This is a genomic window from Halobacillus sp. BAB-2008, assembly GCF_000328325.1.
Classification (GTDB): domain Bacteria; phylum Bacillota; class Bacilli; order Bacillales; family Halobacillaceae; genus Halobacillus.
In genome coordinates, this window is record NZ_ANPF01000048.1 from 34,651 (window position 1) to 54,657 (window position 20,007).

At 46.4% G+C, this 20,007-nt stretch carries 24 protein-coding genes; 23 read left to right on the forward strand and 1 reads right to left on the reverse strand.

Annotation, left to right across the window (positions count from 1 at the left end; genetic code table 11):
* The first annotated feature begins 253 nt into the window (after window positions 1-253).
* From D479_RS11285 to D479_RS11295, 3 genes are all read left to right on the forward strand, one after another.
* Window positions 254-2,827 (forward strand): vitamin B12-dependent ribonucleotide reductase, encoded by a 2,574-nt coding sequence (locus D479_RS11285; protein WP_008637044.1) that lies wholly within the window; start codon window positions 254-256, stop codon window positions 2,825-2,827.
* 170 nt (window positions 2,828-2,997) lie between these two features.
* On the forward strand, window positions 2,998-3,429 hold the full coding sequence (gene mntR, locus D479_RS11290) for a transcriptional regulator MntR (RefSeq protein ID WP_008637045.1): 432 nt from the start codon (window positions 2,998-3,000) through the stop codon (window positions 3,427-3,429).
* A 120-nt stretch (window positions 3,430-3,549) separates the two neighbouring features.
* Complete coding sequence (locus D479_RS11295; protein WP_008637046.1) at window positions 3,550-4,437, forward strand: patatin-like phospholipase family protein; 888 nt, start codon at window positions 3,550-3,552, stop codon at window positions 4,435-4,437.
* A gap of 27 nt (window positions 4,438-4,464) precedes the next feature.
* On the opposite strand, the gene D479_RS11300 is transcribed toward D479_RS11295, so the two are convergent.
* The gene (locus D479_RS11300) at window positions 4,465-4,866 is read right to left on the reverse strand and encodes an SA1362 family protein (RefSeq protein ID WP_008637047.1); all 402 of its coding nucleotides are present in this window, start codon (window positions 4,864-4,866) and stop codon (window positions 4,465-4,467) included.
* Window positions 4,867-5,179: 313 nt separating this feature from the next.
* On the opposite strand from D479_RS11300, the gene D479_RS11305 reads away from it, so the two are divergent.
* The 20 genes from D479_RS11305 (at window position 5,180) to D479_RS11400 (ending at window position 19,356) form a co-directional block, all read left to right on the forward strand.
* The gene (locus D479_RS11305) at window positions 5,180-5,695 is read left to right on the forward strand and encodes a YqhR family membrane protein (RefSeq protein WP_008637049.1); all 516 of its coding nucleotides are present in this window, start codon (window positions 5,180-5,182) and stop codon (window positions 5,693-5,695) included.
* Between the two features lie 42 nt (window positions 5,696-5,737).
* Window positions 5,738-6,193, forward strand: coding sequence for a type II 3-dehydroquinate dehydratase (gene aroQ / locus D479_RS11310; RefSeq protein ID WP_008637050.1), 456 nt, complete (start codon window positions 5,738-5,740; stop codon window positions 6,191-6,193).
* A 2-nt stretch (window positions 6,194-6,195) separates the two neighbouring features.
* The gene (locus D479_RS11315) at window positions 6,196-7,257 is read left to right on the forward strand and encodes a Xaa-Pro peptidase family protein (RefSeq protein ID WP_008637053.1); all 1,062 of its coding nucleotides are present in this window, start codon (window positions 6,196-6,198) and stop codon (window positions 7,255-7,257) included.
* 18 nt (window positions 7,258-7,275) lie between these two features.
* Window positions 7,276-7,833 (forward strand): elongation factor P, encoded by a 558-nt coding sequence (efp, locus tag D479_RS11320; protein WP_008637056.1) that lies wholly within the window; start codon window positions 7,276-7,278, stop codon window positions 7,831-7,833.
* 155 nt (window positions 7,834-7,988) lie between these two features.
* Window positions 7,989-8,966 (forward strand): stage III sporulation protein AA, encoded by a 978-nt coding sequence (gene spoIIIAA, locus D479_RS11325; RefSeq protein WP_008637058.1) that lies wholly within the window; start codon window positions 7,989-7,991, stop codon window positions 8,964-8,966.
* On the forward strand, window positions 8,905-9,420 hold the full coding sequence (gene spoIIIAB / locus D479_RS11330; RefSeq protein ID WP_081594825.1) for a stage III sporulation protein SpoIIIAB: 516 nt from the start codon (window positions 8,905-8,907) through the stop codon (window positions 9,418-9,420). Before spoIIIAA ends, spoIIIAB begins: the two co-directional genes overlap by 62 nt.
* Before the next feature lie 17 nt (window positions 9,421-9,437).
* Complete coding sequence (gene spoIIIAC / locus D479_RS11335; protein ID WP_008637060.1) at window positions 9,438-9,644, forward strand: stage III sporulation protein AC; 207 nt, start codon at window positions 9,438-9,440, stop codon at window positions 9,642-9,644.
* 3 nt (window positions 9,645-9,647) lie between these two features.
* Window positions 9,648-10,040, forward strand: coding sequence for a stage III sporulation protein AD (gene spoIIIAD, locus D479_RS11340; protein ID WP_008637061.1), 393 nt, complete (start codon window positions 9,648-9,650; stop codon window positions 10,038-10,040).
* A gap of 14 nt (window positions 10,041-10,054) precedes the next feature.
* The gene (gene spoIIIAE / locus D479_RS11345; RefSeq protein WP_008637062.1) at window positions 10,055-11,233 is read left to right on the forward strand and encodes a stage III sporulation protein AE; all 1,179 of its coding nucleotides are present in this window, start codon (window positions 10,055-10,057) and stop codon (window positions 11,231-11,233) included.
* A gap of 13 nt (window positions 11,234-11,246) precedes the next feature.
* Window positions 11,247-11,849, forward strand: coding sequence for a stage III sporulation protein AF (gene spoIIIAF / locus D479_RS11350; protein WP_008637063.1), 603 nt, complete (start codon window positions 11,247-11,249; stop codon window positions 11,847-11,849).
* Entirely contained in the window at window positions 11,842-12,471 is a 630-nt protein-coding gene (spoIIIAG, locus tag D479_RS11355) for a stage III sporulation protein AG (protein WP_008637064.1), read from the forward strand. The genes spoIIIAF and spoIIIAG overlap by 8 nt, the downstream gene beginning before the upstream one ends.
* 15 nt (window positions 12,472-12,486) lie before the next feature.
* Window positions 12,487-13,032, forward strand: coding sequence for a SpoIIIAH-like family protein (locus tag D479_RS11360; RefSeq protein WP_235601470.1), 546 nt, complete (start codon window positions 12,487-12,489; stop codon window positions 13,030-13,032).
* A 143-nt stretch (window positions 13,033-13,175) separates the two neighbouring features.
* A complete protein-coding gene (accB, locus tag D479_RS11365) occupies window positions 13,176-13,673 on the forward strand; it encodes an acetyl-CoA carboxylase biotin carboxyl carrier protein (RefSeq protein ID WP_008637068.1) in 498 nt (165 codons plus the stop codon).
* A 16-nt stretch (window positions 13,674-13,689) separates the two neighbouring features.
* On the forward strand, window positions 13,690-15,048 hold the full coding sequence (accC, locus tag D479_RS11370; RefSeq protein ID WP_008637070.1) for an acetyl-CoA carboxylase biotin carboxylase subunit: 1,359 nt from the start codon (window positions 13,690-13,692) through the stop codon (window positions 15,046-15,048).
* 14 nt (window positions 15,049-15,062) lie between these two features.
* Window positions 15,063-15,464: an Asp23/Gls24 family envelope stress response protein gene (locus D479_RS11375; RefSeq protein ID WP_008637072.1), complete on the forward strand. Its 402-nt coding sequence runs from the start codon at window positions 15,063-15,065 to the stop codon at window positions 15,462-15,464.
* Between the two features lie 159 nt (window positions 15,465-15,623).
* The gene (nusB, locus tag D479_RS11380) at window positions 15,624-16,001 is read left to right on the forward strand and encodes a transcription antitermination factor NusB (protein ID WP_008637074.1); all 378 of its coding nucleotides are present in this window, start codon (window positions 15,624-15,626) and stop codon (window positions 15,999-16,001) included.
* A gap of 23 nt (window positions 16,002-16,024) precedes the next feature.
* Entirely contained in the window at window positions 16,025-16,882 is an 858-nt protein-coding gene (gene folD, locus D479_RS11385; RefSeq protein ID WP_008637076.1) for a bifunctional methylenetetrahydrofolate dehydrogenase/methenyltetrahydrofolate cyclohydrolase FolD, read from the forward strand.
* Between the two features lie 12 nt (window positions 16,883-16,894).
* The gene (xseA, locus tag D479_RS11390) at window positions 16,895-18,241 is read left to right on the forward strand and encodes an exodeoxyribonuclease VII large subunit (RefSeq protein WP_008637085.1); all 1,347 of its coding nucleotides are present in this window, start codon (window positions 16,895-16,897) and stop codon (window positions 18,239-18,241) included.
* Window positions 18,238-18,474 (forward strand): exodeoxyribonuclease VII small subunit, encoded by a 237-nt coding sequence (locus tag D479_RS11395; protein ID WP_008637088.1) that lies wholly within the window; start codon window positions 18,238-18,240, stop codon window positions 18,472-18,474. Before xseA ends, D479_RS11395 begins: the two co-directional genes overlap by 4 nt.
* A gap of 12 nt (window positions 18,475-18,486) precedes the next feature.
* On the forward strand, window positions 18,487-19,356 hold the full coding sequence (locus D479_RS11400) for a polyprenyl synthetase family protein (protein ID WP_008637091.1): 870 nt from the start codon (window positions 18,487-18,489) through the stop codon (window positions 19,354-19,356).
* The last annotated feature ends 651 nt before the right edge of the window (window positions 19,357-20,007 follow it).

A 20,007-nucleotide genomic window follows, 5' to 3' on the forward strand; every position in this document is an offset into this window, starting at 1 on the left:
TGGTTTTCCGATGGAAGTGGGAATGCAACAGATGAATAAATGGAAAAGAAGGATAATCGGCTGTTTTTGCTTCGGATTGCTTTTCAAATCGGCTTCGCTCGTAATATTATTAGATTGACAAATTTCTACCTTTTTGTTCAAAACACAAGATATTGAATATATTCTGAAAAAGGGCACAAGATATTGATTATATTTTTGAAAATGTGGTATGTTACTTATATCGATTTTTTATTTAGTAAGGGAGAGATGCAAGATGCAGACGTCAACCTCCACCGATGTCCATACAAAGATTAATGTGGAAAGACTGAACGCAGATATCCGTCAGTTTCCGCAAGTACATGAAATTACAGAAAACATGTCTATTACACACAAAGGCGTGTCCCGGCTTGTCATGTTGGACCGCTATGCATTCAAAGATACAGAGAAACTTACATTGTCGGAGGGAGACTTTGTTGTTCTCACGGTCAAAGACGATCCTAAGTTCCCGGCTCGAGGCTTTGGCTTCATTCATGAGATTGATTGGGAGAAGCACGAAGCTGTTGTCCGTGTCGAAGATGAATTCCTAAGCGTCCTTGACAGACCGGAAGAGCAGGAGTCAGGATTGATCCGCAGAAACCTTGACACGATTGATAAACCGTTAGAGGTATATTACGAACAGATCGCTCTTCGGAATGCGACAGGCCTGTCCGAAGTGGAAACAGATCCGCTTAAGAAACAGGAAAGTTTCGAGAAATTCTACGAAGAACTTTCTGATATGAATTTCATCCCGGCCGGCCGTGTGCTTTATGGTGCCGGTTCCCAAACGGATGTTACGTATTTCAACTGTTACGTGATGCCTTATATCCAGGATTCCAGGGAAGGCATATCCGATCACAGAAAACAGGTGATGGAAATTATGTCACGAGGAGGCGGTGTCGGTACGAATGGTTCCACACTGCGCCCACGCAATACGCTGGCCCGTGGAGTGAACGGTAAATCATCCGGATCCGTTTCCTGGCTTGATGACATTGCGAAATTAACGCACTTGGTTGAACAAGGTGGATCGAGACGCGGTGCGCAGATGATTATGCTTTCAGACTGGCATCCGGATATTCTTGAATTCATCATTTCTAAAATGCAGAATCCACGAATCCTGCGTTACCTGATCGAAAATACAGAAGATGAACAAATTAAGCAGCTTGCCAAGGACAAGCTTAAATTCACCCCACTTACGGAGACGGAGAAAGATCTCTATCAGAGCGTCGTGAATTACAAGCATATCCAAGGACAAGGGGGCTTTACGGACCAAAGCATCCGCGAAGCAGAAGAAAAGCTTCAAATCGGCGGCACTTATACCGTTCATAATTCCGAGTTTTTGACGGGAGCCAATATCTCCGTCTGTGTCACAAAAGAATTTATGGAAGCTGTCGATCAGGACGCTGCCTACGAACTGCGATTCCCGGACGTGGAGAATTACACAGAAGAGGAAATGCGTGTGTATAACGAAGAATGGCACAACAGCGGCGACGTCCGTGAATGGGAGGAACGTGGTTTTGGAGTCCGTACGTACCGTACAGTCAAGGCGAAAGAACTTTGGAACTTGATTAATATTTGTGCTACGTACTCAGCAGAGCCGGGTATCTTCTTCATCGACAATGCCAATGAGAAAACTAATGCGACCGCTTATGGTCAAAAAGTCGTTGCGACAAACCCTTGTGGAGAGCAGCCGTTAGCGCCGTTCAGCGTTTGTAACCTTGCTGCCGTAAACTTGGCCGGTGTCGCCGATAAGGCTAACAAGCAGGTCGATTTCGCTAAGCTGAAACAAACGGTCGAGCGTGGTGTGCGTATGCAGGATAACGTTATTGACGCAACGCCATACTTCCTGGAAGAGAATAAGAAGCAGGCTCTTGGTGAACGTCGTATTGGATTAGGGGTAATGGGGCTCCACGATCTCCTTATTTACTGTGAATCCGTCTACGGTTCCGAAGAAGGAAATAAACTTGTCGATGAAATCTTTGAAACCATTGCGACCACGGCTTATCGTGCATCGATTGAACTCGCGAAAGAGAAAGGAAGTTTCCCGTTTCTGATCGGAGAGACAGAAGAAGAAACAAAGGAGCTTCGTGAGCGTTTTATCAACACAGGTTATATGAAAGACATGCCTGAGGATATCCGTGAAGATGTATTGACTTACGGTATCCGCAACTCCCATTTGTTGACTGTTGCTCCGACAGGTAGTACAGGCACAATGGTGGGCGTTAGTACTGGTCTGGAACCTTATTTCTCCTTCTCTTACTACCGAAGCGGACGTCTAGGTAAGTTTATTGAAGTGAAAGCAGATATTCTTCAGGAATATTTGGATGAACACCCGGAACAGGATCCAAACGAGCTTCCGGAATGGTTCGTAACCGCAATGACTCTCAGCCCCGAAGCACATGCAGATACGCAGTGCATTATCCAACGCTGGGTCGACAGCAGTATTTCCAAGACGGTAAACGCACCGAAAGGATACACGGTCGAACAGGTAGAGAGCGTCTATCAACGCCTATACCGCGGAGGAGCGAAAGGCGGTACGGTGTATGTGGATGGAAGCCGTGACAGCCAGGTGCTTACGTTGAAAGCAGAAGAGAATGATTTCGACGGCGAACAGACAGAACTCTTTGAAGAAGAGGAGAAGACGCCGCGTGTCGTTCTCATGGATACGATTCAGGAGCTCGACAAAACAAATGTGACGATTGGATCGGAAGTCGGTGACACCTGCCCGGTCTGCCGTCAAGGAACGGTAGAAGACATCGGCGGATGCAATACGTGCACGAACTGTAATGCGCAATTGAAGTGCGGACTGTAAAAAGGAAGAAGCATCGGACAGGCTGTCCGATGCTTCCTTTTTTCTGGGTGCAGCATTCCTTGTCACTCAGGTTAAACTAGTGTATCATTTTATATTGGGAAACAGATCACCAGACCATTATCGGTAGGGTCGTGCCCATTTGTACATACAATGGTAATTGGGGGTTCATCATGCCAACACCAAGCATGGAAGACTATATTGAACAAATATATATATTAATAGAAGAAAAAGGATATGCCCGCGTGTCGGATATCGCAGAGAATCTCCAGGTTCACCCGTCATCCGTCACCAAAATGGTGCAGAAACTGGACCGCGATCACTACTTGAATTACGAAAAATACCGGGGTTTGATTCTGACGGCCAAAGGGAAAAAAGTAGGAAAGAGACTGGTGTACAGACATGAATTACTGGAGCAGTTTCTTGAAATCATAGGGGTCGATCATGAGAACATTTACGAGGATGTGGAAGGGATTGAGCACCATATGAGCTGGAATTCAATCGACAGGATTGGAGATTTGGTGCAGTACTTTGATGAAAACCCTGAACGTATGAAGGCCCTCCGTGAAGTGCAGAAGAAGAATGAAGAACAAAATGAAGAATAAGACATCAAGAGGCGCTTGGAAAGATTCCATGCGTCTTTTTTTATTACATAGGGATTAGGTCCCGGTTGTTCTAAATTCCATTTGTCGCGTTTATAATGAACTAAAGTGGGGTGAGGCAGTATGAAAGTGGATGGAGTATTTTCGGGAGGCGGCATAAAGGCTCTGGCGTTTATCGGGGCCTTGGAAGAGCTCGAGGAACAAGGGTACAAATTCCGTCGTCTGGCCGGTACCTCCGCCGGAGCGATTCTGGCATCGCTGACAGCAGCTGGATTCACTTCGACAGAAATAAGGCAACGAGTGGAGAAACTCTCTTTTGAACAATTGGTAGATGTGTCGATTACAGACCGGCTCTTCCCCTTCTTGAAGTGGCTGCTCCTCTATTTCCGGATGGGGTTATATAAGGGGAACAAGCTGGAAGCGCTACTGTCTGAATGGCTGGAGGAGAAAGGAATACGGACGTTCGCAGACCTCCCTGAAGGTTCCCTGAAGGTCATCTGTTCCGACTTGACCCTTGGAAGGATCGTAGTTCTGCCCGATGATCTAAAGAAAGTCTATGGGATTGATCCTGCCACCTTTTCTGTAGCGAAAGCCGTTCGGATGAGTTCAGGCCTCCCTTATTTTTTCATTCCTGTCAAGATTCATGGCAAACGGGGGAAGTCTTTTATTATTGACGGAGGAGTTTTGAGCAACTTTCCATTATGGATATGGGAAAAAGCCGACGGATGCCGTACGAGGCCTATCATCGGAATGAAGCTGAGTGACGAACCGGATAAACTGCCGGAGCAGCAAATCAGCAATGCGATACAAATGTTCCACGCCCTTTTTAAGACGATGCAGCAGGCACATGATGCACGCTACATTTCCAAAACGATGAGCAAAGACGTTATTTTCATTCCGGTAAATGATGTGGAAACCACTGATTTCCATTTATCGGACGCGGAGAAGGAAGCTCTAATTGAACTCGGGCATGTCCATGCGCGGAAGTTTCTTAAGCGTTGGAGCAGATGAATAAGAATACATGAAAAAATCGAGCCATTAAAAAGTGGCTCGATTTTTGTCTTTGCTCTTATTTCCTTCTATAACGCGAAGCTGTGGACCGCTGCTTCTTTTTCTTCCGCGCTTACCTAAAGGGGAAGGCTTGCTTTGTGCTTTGACTGCTGTTTTCTTCTTAACTACAGGAGCAGGCTGTTTATACTTTTGTTTGGATTGTTTAACCGCTTGTTTATATTTCTTCATCTCATTACGGTTCCCGCCGCCTCCAAATCCTCGGTTGCGGAGGAAAAGGAAATAAATAGCACCATAAATCAATACGGCGAAACCGACCATCATCAGGATGGAGTTCAGAAAGCTGGATGTGTTGGTGAACAGCTGGACAGCCACGAAGAAGACAGCAAGGCCGATGAGCGTGTACATGACAGGAGTCATCCACTTACGCATATATGTTCCTCCTTTCTAATATAAGGGTCATGGGTCATCTTCTGAAACACCCGTTGATTGTCTATACCCTAAACAGGGACATCTTTATCATGGAAAATGCTTTCTTGTGTGCTTATATGTGTTATTCAAATTGTTTCCTTATTTCATCGTTTTATGCAAATATTGTCTGCCTTATTCATCTGTACATTCAGGGTTTTCCAATGGAGGATCGTACCTTTATTTTATAACATTCCTCCCTTAATCTCCAGCATTTGCCCGTGCTCAGGCATGAAATAATAGCGGTTGGTTAAAATGAGTATAGGAGGTATGAGAAATGGCAGATAAACAGAAAGATCAAAGACAGCAAGAACCACAGCAGAGTGTGTTAGGAAAAGCGTTGATTACAGGTTTTGTAGCGGGAATATTGTGGAGTGGATTGGGAACAATTGCTTATTACTTCCATTTCGCCGAAGTGTCCGCCGCTTCCTTCTTCTTTCGGTCTTTTTTTCAAACGGACTGGACGGGGACATGGCTCTCGGAAGTACTTGCCATCCTGCTTACAGGCATCCTATCCATTCTAACCGCGCTGGTCTATTATTTTTTACTTAAAAACAAAAATGGACTTTGGCCGGGGATGTTGTATGGAGGGATAATCTGGGCCGTAGTATTCCTCGTTCTGACACCGGTCTTTCCGGCGGTGCCAACCTTTTTGGAGATGGACAGCGATACGTGGGTGACGACGGGCTGTTTATTTATTTTATACGGCGTATTCATAGGGTATTCCATTTCTTATGAGTATAGAGAGTCGAGCGAGACTTCGAAATCTTATTCAAAGCAGGGGAGAGTGTGATAAACTGGAAGTGTAATTGAATCGTTTAGTGGGGGTCTAGGAATGGGGAATAAACGTATTTTCTTGATCAACGGTCCGAACTTGAACATGCTCGGCAAGAGAGAGCCCGATACTTACGGGCACGACACGCTGGAGGATGTCGTTCAATTAGTGAAGGACACGGCATGGGAAGCCGGGTATGAAGTAGAGGACTTTCAGTCGAATCACGAGGGAGAGTTGGTTGATCGCATACAGCTTGCTGAGGAAAAGGCTGCGGGGATCATCATTAATCCGGCTGCTTATACACACACAAGTATTGCCCTGAGGGATGCGATCAGTGCTATTACCCCTCCTGTGATTGAAATTCATATATCCAATGTACACAGCCGTGAGACATTTCGGCACACATCCATGCTGGCTCCTGTTTGTGCGGGTCAAATCGTCGGATTCGGTATCGATGGATATCGCCTTGCCGTAATGGGGATTATTGACAAGATAGAAAAGGAAGGGAGAAATTAATTATGAGTAAGTTGTCAAGTCTAAGGAAGGCTGTTGCCTCCCGGGAATTAGACGGGATTCTTGTCATGAGTGAAATGAACAGACGATACTTGTCTGGGTTTACGGGGTCGTCAGGAGCGCTACTGATTACAGCACAAGAGTCCGTTCTTGTCACGGACTTCCGATATACGGAACAGGCAGGGAACGAAGCGCCTGATTTTCGTATCGTTGAACATAAGAAACCGCTCCACGAGGCGGTTGCGGAACTATCCCAGCAGTTAAACCTTCATAAAATCGCCTTTGAAAAAGATTATGTTACATATAGTCAATATGAGCAGTATAAACAAGCATTAAGCGCGGAACTAGTTCCGACTTCCGGATTGATTGAAAAATTACGCTTGATAAAGACGGATGAGGAGATTAGTATATTAAAGGATGCCGTCAAGATTGCGGATGATGCCTTTGAACATATCCTCAATTACATAAAGCCTGGTGTCAAAGAAATAGATGTATCAAATGAACTCGAGTTCTTCATGCGTAAACAGGGAGCAGCCTCCTCAAGCTTCGATATCATTGTCGCATCCGGCTACCGTTCCGCATTACCGCACGGAGCGGCTTCTGAGAAGACGATTCAATCCGGGGAGCTGGTCACTCTTGATTTCGGGGCTGTGTACAAAGGTTACAGCTCAGATATGACACGGACAGTCGCTGTCGGTGAAATCAGCGATAAGCTAAGAGACATTTATGATACAGTTTTAGAGGCACAGCTTAGAGGTATGAAAGGAATAAAAGCAGGCATAACCGGTAGACAGGCAGACGCATTGTGTCGTGATTATATTAAGGAAAAAGGATACGGCGATTACTTCGGACACTCGACAGGTCATGGAATAGGTCTTGATGTCCATGAAGGGCCGGGGCTTTCCTTCCGTTCGGATCAGATTCTCGAAGAGGGCATGGTCGTTACGGTGGAACCTGGTATTTATATTCCTGAGGTAGGTGGATGTCGGATTGAAGATGATCTGATCGTCACTGCGACCGGTAATGAACGCCTGAACACCACAACCAAAGAATTGATCACGTTGTAATTTAAAGGAGGAATCATCATGATTTCAGTAAACGATTTTCGAACAGGATTAACAATCGAAGTGGATGGTAATATCTGGCAGGTTATGGAGTTCCAGCACGTCAAGCCTGGAAAAGGTGCCGCATTCGTCCGCTCAAAACTCCGTAACCTTCGTAACGGCAACATTACGGAGAAAACGTTCCGTGGTGGAGAAAAAGTAGAGCGTGCTCATATTGAAAACCGAAAAATGCAGTATCTCTATGCAAATGGGAACATGCATGCGTTTATGGATATGGAAACATATGAGCAAGTAGAGATTCCTGGTGCAACGATTGAAACAGAGCTAAACTATTTGAAAGAGAACATGGAAGTCCAAATTCAGTCCTACCAGAGTGAAGTGATCGGAGTAGAGCTTCCGAAGAACGTTGAACTGACGGTAACTGAAACGGAACCTGGTATCAAAGGGGACACAGCAAGCGGCGGTACGAAGCCGGCTACGCTGGAAACCGGATTGTCCGTACAAGTACCTTTCTTCATCAATGAAGGAGATGTACTGCTTATCAGCACAACTGAAGGTAAATACGTTTCGCGTGCTTAATGCATGCTGCAGCCCTTCCCATGCGGGAAGGCTTTTTTTGTTCCGTAAGCTCTATCAGAATCCTCTATTAAACCTCTATTTTTTCTTCTCTCACCTGTCATAACCCGGAAGTATAGGCATACATATGAAGTAAACCAATTAAAGGAGGGAGAGGAATGAAAGAGATTGTCCGATTGTTTCCTCCTTCTTTCCAACGATTTCTGATGAATGATGTTTCCTGGGGGAAGGTGCAGGAAATTCGCTTGAGGGTCAATCATCCATTAGAAGTGTTAGATGGAGCAAGCCATACCAGTGTGAAAGGAATTATCGTTACAGCGGAACACCTTGCCTTTGTGCTCAACCAGATCAGCCAATTTTCTCTCTATCGGCTCCAAGATGAACTGAAAGAAGGGTTCTTGACGATTGAAGGTGGACATAGAGTCGGTCTGGCAGGGAAGGTGAACACTTCCGGACACCGGATCGATACATTAAAGCATATCACTTTCATGAACATCCGAGTCGCTAGAGAAGTGGCTGGACAGGTCTCTTCTCTCCTCCCGTTTTTATATGCAGATGGAAGGTGGAAAAGCACGATGATTATAGGCCCTCCCCATTCAGGAAAAACGACCCTGCTCCGGGCCTTAAGCAAATGGATTGGTTCGGATCATACGGGATACCGGGGGTGCAAGGTGGCAGTCGTGGACGAGCGTTCTGAAATTGCTGCAAGTTTAAGAGGCGTCCCCCAGTTGGAGGTAGGAGTCAGAACGGACGTCATGGACGGCTGTCCGAAAGCAGCCGGTATGATGATGATGATCCGTTCCATGTCGCCCGACGTCCTCATCGTCGATGAAATCGGCGGTCTGGAGGATGCGGATGCCGTCAGGGAAGCTTCTTACACCGGTGTACAAGTCATTTGCAGTATACATGGCCGGACGTTGGATGGCGTGAGGAAACGCCCTTCGGCACGAAGCTTGGTCGAGGAACAAGTCTTTGAACGGTATGTTGTGTTGGAACGAATGTCTCCGGAAAGAAATGGAGGCGTAGTTATTCTGGATGAATCCGGCAAAAAGCTGGCGGGATGGAAAGGATGGGATGATCGTGCAGTGGATCGGAGCCGTCATTATTCTGACTGTCACCACGTGGACAGGGTTTGACATCGCCTCTCGTTTTCGTAAGCGGCCCGGCCAAATCAGACAGTGGAAGAGTGCTCTTCAGATGATAGAAGCAGAAATGGTCTTCGGACATTCGTCTTTGTGGGAAGTATGTGAGAACTTATCGAAACAGCTGCCGGACCCGATCGCTCGGTTCTTTCAAGAAATGGTGGAGAATATAGATGACTGCGATGATTTTCCTTCATGGTGGTCAGGACATCTTCAAAGGCACTGGTCACAGAATGCACTTGGTAAGACGGAACTGGAAATTCTTCATCAGTTTGGAAGGACACTTGGACAGCATGACTTGGAGCAGCAGCAGAAACAGATTCAGCTGACCCTTCATCATCTTGACAGAGAGCTTCATGAGGCAATGGAAGGGGTGGAGCAGTACCAGAAGATGGCAAGAGGGATGGGAGTTTTGAGTGGTCTGTTAGTCATAATCTTAATTATGTAAAAGGAGGACGAAACATTGTGCTTCAGGATGCAACGATCCTTTTTCAAATAGCCGGTGTCGGGATAATCGTAGCAATGATTCACAGTATTTTAAAACAGATGGGGAAAGAGGAAATCGCGCAAGCTGTCACGCTGACCGGTTTCATTATCGTATTATTTATCGTTCTCCATCGTTTGGCCGATCTTTTTCAGCAAATCAAATCGGTATTTCTATATCAAGGGTAGGTCATGGATATTATTCAAGTCGTTGCTTTAGGACTGGTCGCGGCACTCTTGATCATCCTGCTTCAGGAACACAAATCGACGATTGCTTTCCTGCTGTTATTATTTACGGTCCTCATTATTTTTCTGACGATCCTTGATCAAATACAGCACATATTCTCTCTGTTATCCTATATGGCCAACCAGGCGCAGGTAGAGCCGGTTTATTTCAAAACCATCCTGAAAATAATCGGCATCGCCTATATTGCGGAATTCGGTGCCCAGTTGATTCGCGACGCAGGATTAAACGCCCTGGCATCCAAAGTAGAACTGGCTGGAAAGTTGTTCATTCTAATGCTGGCCATCCCGATCATCACGGCCGTTATTGAGACGATTATCGGATTCATTCCAGGGGCATGAAGAGGAGGGGTGCAATGAAACAGATAATTGCCGTGATTTTCCTTTGTCTATGTTGGGGGAGCTTCCCTGTTGTTTCCTCTGCATCCCCCTCTCCATCCTCGGTAGAAACGGATGATGGGTCAGATATGCTTGATCACTTATCGGTGGACGAGCTCGAACAGAACTGGCTGGATGTTCAACGGCAGTATGGGGAGTATCTCCCGGCTTTCAACGGGGAGAATTTCAGGGATTTCATTGACAAAGAGAGCACAATCGAAGCGTCGAAATGGTATTCCGGTATTTTGAAGTTCTTTTTTCAGGAATTGATGGTCAATGGGAAGCTCTTGGCAACGTTGTTATTCCTTACGTTATTCAGTACCCTGCTTCGGTCCATTCAGTCGGCCTTCGAGAACTCTGTTGTCAGCAGAATTGCTTACATGGTCATATATCTGGTGCTTATCACGCTGGCTTTGGAGAGCTTTCGGCAGGTGATTACTTATACGCTGGATACCATTGAGCGGATGAGTGGATTCATGATCGGTCTTCTGCCACTTTTACTTGGGATCATGGCTTCATTCACGAACCTTATGTCTATATCTTTCTTTCATCCGATCATTATTGCACTTGTGCAGTCAAGCGGACTGCTTGTGAAATATTTGTTGATCCCTTTGTTTGCATCCTCTGCCCTCCTGCTTATTGTAGGTACGTTGAATGATGATTACAAGGTCGATCAGCTTGCAGAACTGCTTAGGAAAACGGGGCTTGCTGTCATGGGCGTGTTTTTAACTATCTTTCTAGGTGTCATTTCTGTACAGGGGACGGTTACCGCTGTGCAGGACGGAATTACCATGAAGACGGCAAGGTTCGTTACCGGTAATTTCGTCCCGGTAATCGGCCGTCTGTTTACAGATGCTACGGACACGATCTTAGGCGCATCCCTTGTGCTGAAGAATACGTTAGGAATTGCCGGAGTGGTTATTCTGCTTGGAATTGCCATTTTCCCGGCCTTGAAGGTACTCGCCATTGCTATTATTTACAAAATTGCTGCCGCACTTCTGCAACCGCTTGGAGATGGTCCCGTTATTGAGGCGATGGCTGTTGTAAGCCGGCACATTTTTTATATATTTGCAGCATTGCTGATGGTTTCGATGATGTTCTTTCTTGTAATTGTCATTATGGTTGCAGCGAGTAATATAACGATGATGATCAGGTAAGGGGGCTTTAAGTTTGGAAGCTTTCGTAGAATGGATTACGAGAATTGTGCTGTTTCTTATTCTGGCGATTGTAGCAGATGCGCTCTTGCCTTCCGGGGTCATGAAGAAGTATGCCAGGCTCGTCATGTCCATCCTTCTGCTGCTGATCTTCCTCGGGCCTCTTTTCCGGTTATTGAACGTCGATCCTGAAGTGTTGATGAGGGAGACGAATGCAGCGCTTGACGAACAAGTGGATGGAGAGATGCTTGATGAAGAAATAGAATCGAAGAAAAAGGAAATACTCGAGGGACAAGATGCATATAAATTAGAACAAGTTACCCAAGCTTTATCTGCCGAGCTGGAACAACCGTTGGAGGAAAACTATCAAATGACTCTCGCTGATGTGGAAATGAGCTTTTATCAGGAGCCCTACGGCATGGAGACGTTGGACAAGTTGACCTTAACTCTTTCCAGTGAAAAGGAAAGAGAAGCGGTGGAAGAGGTGGACATTTCAATCAAAGAGGAAAAGCAAACGGAAGCTCGGGGAAACGATGAAGAAATTCAACAATGGGTGGCCGAACAATTAGACTTGGACAAAGAACAAATTGATATCCGCTGGGAGGAAGAGAATGGATAAATGGTGGAAGAAGCTGTTGCAACCTTTGTCTAGTAAAGAAGGGAGAAAGCTCCATAAGCCCAAATATTTGATCGCTCTCGGAATTATCGGGGTGTTGATCATCCTGACGAGCAACTGGTTTCAGTCTTCGGACCAGCCGTCGCCCGGCGATCTGGAGCAGAGTACAGCCCAGCAGGCAGGTACCGGTCAGGCGGCTGCGGAAGGGGCGGAAATGACCGATTCCATCACACAACTGGAGACGGAATATGAGAAGCAGCTCCTTCCGCTGCTCGAAAATATTCAAGGGGTGAGCAATGTTGATATTATGATCAATTTATCCTCCACTCATAAAAAAGTGTATGACAAGAACTTGATCATCGGGAAGCAGACGACGAAAGAAAACGATAAGAACGGAGGCGAAAGGGAAATTGAGGATTATTCTCGTGAACAGCAGCTAGTGCTCGTGAGGCAAGGAGACCGGGAAGTACCGCTGCTCACCCAGACATCCAAACCGGAAGTAAGCGGCGTATTTGTGACCGCTGAAGGGGTGGATCAAATGAAAGTGAAAGCCTGGGTTGTGGAGGCGGTCTCTAAAGTATTGGATGTTCCTACCCACCGTATTTCGGTGCTGCCTAAAAAATAAGGAGGGATTCCCTTGGTGAAAAAACAAACAGTATGGTTGTTAACGATGTTGAGCTTGTTGATTGTCCTGAGCGTCTACTACATGACCTCCCCGGATAATGGTGAAATGGCATTTATTCAGGAAGATGAATGGGCAGAGATGACAGGGGAGAATGCAGAAGACGTAGAGACGAGCGGTGACGGTGCCTCTATTTCCCAGATGTCTACAGATGAATTGTTTTCTGCTATTCGTCTGGATATGCAGAACGAACGCGATCAGCTGCAAGAACAGCTGTCCGAGATTGTTGCTTCCAGTGATTTCACCACTCAGGAGAAGAATGATGCCTTGGAGAAAATGGAAACCATCAAGTCGAACCAGTCTAAGGAATCCATCATTGAAAATACCATTCTTGCCAGCGCGGAATATGATGATGTTCTCGTCCGGGCCGAAGATGAAGTCGTCCATGTGACGGTTCAGGCGGATGAATTAACCAAGACAGAAGCCAATCAGATCAATAAGATGGTATCCGATGAATTTGGAGAGAAGAAAGTCCAGGTTCAATTCCAGCCATCCAGTAAATAAGAGCGAAACCCGTTCCTTTAGGAGCGGGTTTTTTCACGTATAACAGAAGGCAAGTTGCAGGGATGTGGTACTTTATAATAGAATGTTAAGAGGAGTTATTAGTACCAGTTATAAAAAGTTAACTACATAAAGGGGTGCCACATATGTTAAAGGTACAAGAAATCCGTGAAATCATTAAACTAATTGATCAATCTAATATCGATGAGTTCGAGTATGAAACGAACGGAACGAAAGTAACAATGAAGAAACAGCAGGGACAAGTCGTTTCTGCACCGGTTCAAACTTCACAGCCGGTCCAAGCAGTTCCAGAAGCACAGCCGGAAGCTGTTCAGGCTGCACCACAGCAGGAAAGCAAACCTGAGACTGCCAAACAAGAGGCGGCGGCTCCAAAAGCGGACTATGATGCAGAAGTGACTTCACCAATGGTGGGGACGTTCTATCAATCACCGTCACCGGATCAGGGAGCTTATGTGAAGGTCGGCGATGAAGTGAAAGAAGATTCCGTCGTATGTATCGTCGAAGCGATGAAACTATTTAACGAAATCGAAGCGGAAGTCTCTGGAGAGATTGTCGAAATTCTCGTCAAAGACGGTGAACTCGTAGAATACGGACAACCGCTATTCCGTGTAAAGTCTAAGTAATCGGGGGATGAGACGTTTGATTAAAAAAGTTCTGATTGCAAACCGAGGAGAAATCGCAGTTCGGATCATCCGTGCCTGCAAAGAAATGGGTATAGAAACGGTTGCCGTTTATTCGGAGGCCGATAAAGAAGCTCTACACGTGCAGTTGGCGGATGAAGCCTACTGTGTTGGTCCTAAACTCAGTAAAGACAGCTACTTGAGTTATACAAATATTTTGAGTGTCGCGACATCGACAGGTACGGATGCCATTCATCCGGGGTACGGCTTCCTTGCGGAAAACGCCGAATTCGCGGAAATGTGCGAAGAGTGCAATATCACCTTCGTCGGACCGTCCGCCTATGCTATCCAGAAGATGGGTACGAAAGATGTAGCGAGAGAAACAATGAAAGAAGCAGGTGTACCGGTTGTTCCCGGATCTGCAGGAATCATTGAAAATGTGGAAGCCGGTCTGAAGGTCGCAGAAGAAATCGGGTATCCGGTTATCATCAAAGCGACTGCCGGCGGCGGTGGTAAAGGTATCCGCGTAGCCCGTGATGAAGAAGAACTGAAAACAGGAATCCGTATGACGCAGCAGGAAGCGGAAACGGCTTTCGGTAATCCTGGTGTGTATATTGAGAAATTCATTGAAGATTTCCGTCACGTGGAAATCCAGGTGTTGGCGGACAATCATGGAAACGCCGTCCATTTAGGGGAGCGTGATTGTTCCATCCAGCGCCGTCTTCAGAAGCTTGTAGAAGAAACGCCTTCTCCGGCAATCTCTGAAGAAATGCGTGCGAAGATGGGAGATGCAGCTGTTAAAGCCGCATTGGCTGTCGACTACTCTGGAGCGGGCACGGTAGAATTTATCTTTGATCAGGCAGCGGACTCTTTCTATTTCATGGAAATGAACACAAGGATTCAAGTAGAACACCCGGTTACAGAAATGGTGACGGGCGTCGACTTGATTAAAGAAATGCTCTTGATTGCTAATAATGAGAAACTAAGCTTTAAACAAGAAGATATTACTTTTGACGGATGGGCAATTGAATGCCGTATTAATGCCGAAAACCCAGCGAAGAATTTTATGCCTTCTGCAGGGAAGATCGAGATGTACCTTCCGCCAGGCGGTCTTGGTGTGCGTGTCGATTCAGCTGCCTACCCGGGTTACAGCATTCCTCCTTATTATGATTCCATGGTCGCTAAGCTGATCGCATACGGAAAAGATCGTGATGAAGCGGTTCGTCGCATGAAGCGTGCCCTCGATGAGTTCGTCATTGAAGGCGTTCATACAACTATTCCTTTCCATCAGCGCTTAATGGAACACGAAGTTTTTGTAGGCGGAGACTTTAATACAAAGTTCCTGGAGAAATATACTATAATGAAGGATGAATCTTAAGGGGAGTGATCGTAGTGAGTGAAAAGCAATTGTTAAATGTCACAGACGGCTCGACTCTCGGTAACGTCGAGATTGCACCGGAAGTGATCGAAGTCATTGCCGGAATTGCTGTTTCAGAAGTCGCTGGTGTCGCTTCTATGCGCGGGAACTTTGCCTCCGGAGTAGCAGAGCGCCTCGGCAAGAAGAATCACGGAAAAGGTGTGAAAGTCGAATTGACGGAAGAAGGTATCTTAATCGACACCTATGTCGTCATGGACTATGGAATATCTATACCTGATACCGCTCAAAAGATTCAGGATAACACCCGTCAGGCGTTGAAGAATATGACGGCATTGGATATCAGCGAAATCAATGTTCATATTGTAGGCGTCCAGATGGAGACAAAAGAAGAAGATACAGATATGGAAGAAATTTAATGAGTTAAAAATCAGAAAGGGGTCCTCCTTTTCTGATTTTTCTTTTTTTGCAGAGGAAAAATCGAAATGTTCTGTCATCATCGAACATTCCTGTTCTGATAGCTTTTATTCCGCTAAAATGTTATTATGCAAACGGATATTACTTAAAGGAGAATGAAAATGAAACGACGCACAGCACGCGAAAAAGCCTTTCAGGCGCTTTTCCAAACGATTACGAGTGAAATCGATACCGATGAGGCGATCCGGCACGTAATCGAAGATCAGGAAGTAGACCCCTTCCTTCATGACCTGGTGCACGGTGTTATGAAGAACAGGGACGAGCTGGACGGATGGATCTCTGAGCATTTGGATAACTGGACACTGCCGCGTCTTCCAAAAGTGGAAAAGACGGTACTCAGAATGGCAGCCTACGAAATGCGCTACAAGGAAGATGTGCCGACTCAGGTCGCTATCAACGAAGCCATTGAGCTTGCTAAAATCTTCGGTGAAGAAGATTCAGGTAAGTTTGTCAACGGCGTTCTATCGAAAATGGTTTAACACAAACAAGGGGGAATGGGAAAATGTCAGCAGAAATTATTTACGGTAATCAGTTAGCGGAAGAATTACGTCAGGAAATGAAAGAAGAAGTACGTACTTTAAACGAAAGCCGGATTCATCCTAAATTGGTTGTTGTCATAATCGGGGAAGACCCTGCATCCATGTCCTATGTCAAAGGGAAGCAGCGCGCTTCAGAGAAAGTCGGTCTGGATTCTGATTTGATTGAGCTTCCGGAAGAAACGACAGAGGAGGAACTCCTGTCCCTGATCGATCGTCTGAATCACGATGAAACGGTTCATGGGATCCTCGTTCAACTGCCGGTTCCTGACCATATTTCAGATCAGAAGATCATCGAAGCTATTGCTCCTGAAAAAGATGTCGATGGATTCCACCCTTCAAATGTTGGGAAAATGATGACTGGTCAAGACACCTTTTTCCCATGCACCCCTTATGGAATTGTTGTCATGCTTGAACGAGCAAACATTGATTTGGAAGGGAAGCACGTCGTTATCGTCGGGAGAAGTAACCTCGTCGGCAAGCCGGTGGGCCAGCTCCTTCTTAATAAAAACGCGACCGTGACCCACTGCCATTCACGGACAAAAGATTTACGCTATCATACGAAACAAGCAGATATACTCATCGTAGCAGCTGGGAAAGCTTCTCTTGTGTCCGGGGATGATATTAAACAAGGTGCTGTCGTTATTGATGTCGGTGTGAACCGGGTGGACGGGAAATTGACAGGAGATGTTGATTTCGAATCCGCTCTTGAAGTAGCCTCCCACATTACTCCTGTACCAAAAGGAGTCGGCCCTATGACGATCACTATGCTTCTCCATAATACAATTAAAGCGGCCAAGCGCATCCATCACTACGATCAATAAGGGGATTTTACTGTGAGCGATCAATATTTAACGGTTACGGCACTTACGAAGTACATTAAGCGGAAGCTGTCGGGAGATCCTCATCTGAAAACCGTGTGGCTGCGGGGGGAAATCTCTAATTTTAAGCACCACAGCCGCGGCCACATGTATCTTTCCCTGAAAGATGAACAGGCGCGTATTCAGGCAGTCATGTTCGCCGGCAGCAACCGGTCGTTAAAGTTCGTTCCGGAAAATGGGATGAACGTACTTGTTAAAGGTGAAATTAACGTCTATGAACCGATGGGGCAGTATCAATTGTATATCAAGGAAATGCAGCCGGACGGAATCGGAGCTTTGTATTTTGCATTTGAACAATTGAAGGAGAAATTGGAAAAAGAGGGCTTATTCGATGTAGAGAGAAAAAAGCCTCTGCCTACATATCCGAAACATATCGGTGTCATTACTTCTCCAACCGGAGCAGCTGTAAGAGACATCTTGACGACAATAAAGAGGCGTTACCCAATTGTTCCTGTCTCTATTCTTCCCGTTCTTGTTCAGGGCGAGAGAGCGGCAGACTCTGTCGCTCAGGCAGTCCGTTATGCAAACGAACACCTCGACTGCGACGTGTTGATCGTCGGCAGGGGCGGGGGTTCGATTGAAGAATTGTGGGGATTTAATGAAGAGCAGGTCGCGAGAGAAATTGCTGATTCCCGGATCCCTGTTATTTCTGCCGTCGGTCACGAAACGGATACCACCATTGCGGATTTCGTGGCAGACGTCCGGGCTGCGACTCCGACAGGCGCAGCGGAATTAGCTGTTCCGTCGATTGTAGAACTGAGAGAGACCGTTCAAGGACGGCAGCGCCGCTTGAATCGATCCATGATCGTCAAGAAAGATGAGTCTCTACAAAGGCTTCAACGCATCAAGAAATCCTATGCCTTTAAGTATCCGGAACAACTGCTCAGACAGAAGGAGCAGGATCTTGACAGGATGCTCGAACGATTGACGCGAAGGCTTGAACAGAACAGGACACAGACGCTGGAGCGGTGGACTTCCTTGACGAGGAGACTCCGTCAACAGGGACCGGAAATGAAAATCAGAGACGGGTCCCGAGCTCTCCAACGGACAGAAAAACAGCTGAACACCAGAATGAATCAGATCATTAAAACGAAAAAAGATCGTTTCCACAATCACATAGACAAGTTGACGCTCCTCAACCCGCTGGAAATCATGAAACGCGGATATGCGATCCCGTTCAACGACCAGGGCGGGGTCATAAAAAAGACTTCTGAAGTCAAAGAAGGGGAAGCAATCTCGCTTAAGGTGCAGGATGGAAGGATTGATTGTCACGTAACCGCTGTGAAGGAGGATGAAAAATGACCGAGAAGAAAGATGAACTCAGTTTCGAAGAAGCGATGGACCAGTTAGAAGGCATTGTAGAGAAATTGGAGACGGGGGAGGTCCCTCTGGAGAAAGCTATCCAATATTATCAGGATGGTATGAAGCTTTCTAAATTATGCAGCGAGAAATTGGGCAATGTGGAAGAACAGATGCAGAAAATAATGAATGAGCATGGCGAATTTGTACCATTCTCCGTCCAGGAGGAAGAATAAACCGTGGCATTAATGGATTACCTCAGTGATAAACGTGAGACAATCAATGACTATTTGGATATGTACCTGCGCGAATACTCGACTCCCGGGAGGCTGCAGGATGCCATGCTGTATTCGTTAAGAGCAGGAGGGAAGCGACTGCGGCCGATTCTGCTTATGGCGACAGCCGAGGCGTTTGGAGTAGAAGAAACAAAAACATTGGGAGTATCGTCGAGCCTGGAAATGATCCATACCTACTCCTTAATCCACGATGACCTTCCGGCAATGGATGATGATGATGTGCGTCGAGGTCAGCCTACCAATCACAAACAATTTGACGAGGCGACAGCGATTCTTGCAGGGGATGCACTGCTTACGATGAGCTCCCGGATCGTTGCAGAAGATCCTGCGCTTTCCGATCGAGAGCGTGTGTATCTGATTAAAGAACTGGCAAAAGCAAGTGGAGCCACCGGCATGGTCGAGGGACAAATGCAGGACATGCTCAGTGAAAATAAACAAATTACGCTGGATGAGCTTGAAAGTATCCATAGAAATAAGACGGGACAGCTTCTCCGTTTTTCTGTCATGGCAGGTGCTTATTTAGGAGGAGCTTCCTCCGAGGCATGTGCAGCCATGGAGAAAATGGCGGATGCACTCGGTCTTATTTTCCAAATTCAGGACGATATCCTGGACGTAACAGGAGACGCAGCCGTCATTGGAAAGCCGACAGGAAGCGATGAAGGCAATCATAAAAGCACCTACCCTCAACTTCTTGGCCTCGAAGGTGCCGTGGAGCAGAAGGAGCAATATGTCGGTATAGCAAAACAGGCACTTAAAGACGCCGGAGTGGAAGGGACGTTTCTATCCCAACTGATCGAGTACTTAAGTGATCGTGACCATTGATCCCGGATGTTTTCGATTGAGCGGCTGATCATTCTATGGTATATTTGATTTATATAAAGGAATGGTGCAGTATCCTAGTCGGCCCTCCGTTCCTGAAGGCGGGCCTAAAAATCCGCCGAAGGGCACATCGATGAAGTTCCTTGTGTTGGCTTGAGGCGCCCAGCCTTGGGTCGATGCTGGGAGTTAAGGTCGCAGGGCGATCCACAAAGGCATGTGGGCGTTGACCCTGCTTCCGCGGAGGCCCATTCTTGTGATGGCATCTGAGCCAGATGCCGTTATGAAATGGGGTATGAACCTGCAGCATATGGAGTAGTCTCTATGTGCGCAGCGTAGCCTGCCTTGAGTGGTGTTTGAGGGGATTATAGCATGAATGTCAGTTCATCTTCAGATGGCCACTGAGGTGCTGATGCGTAAACTATATGAAATCATGACTGCAAAAGAGGCTAAGGAACGGCTAAAGGCTGTCGGGGAAATCCCCTAGGCTGTTCGCTTATGGACATGGAACAGGAATTATAGTGCGGACTGAGTGGCAATCTAGTCCAGTTTTCGGAGACGGAGCTGAGCTGAGTTTAATGGGGAACCGCCAGAGTGGTGACACTCGGTACTCAGTTGGGAAAACCTACTAGACCTAAGCCGCAATTTTTACCTGTT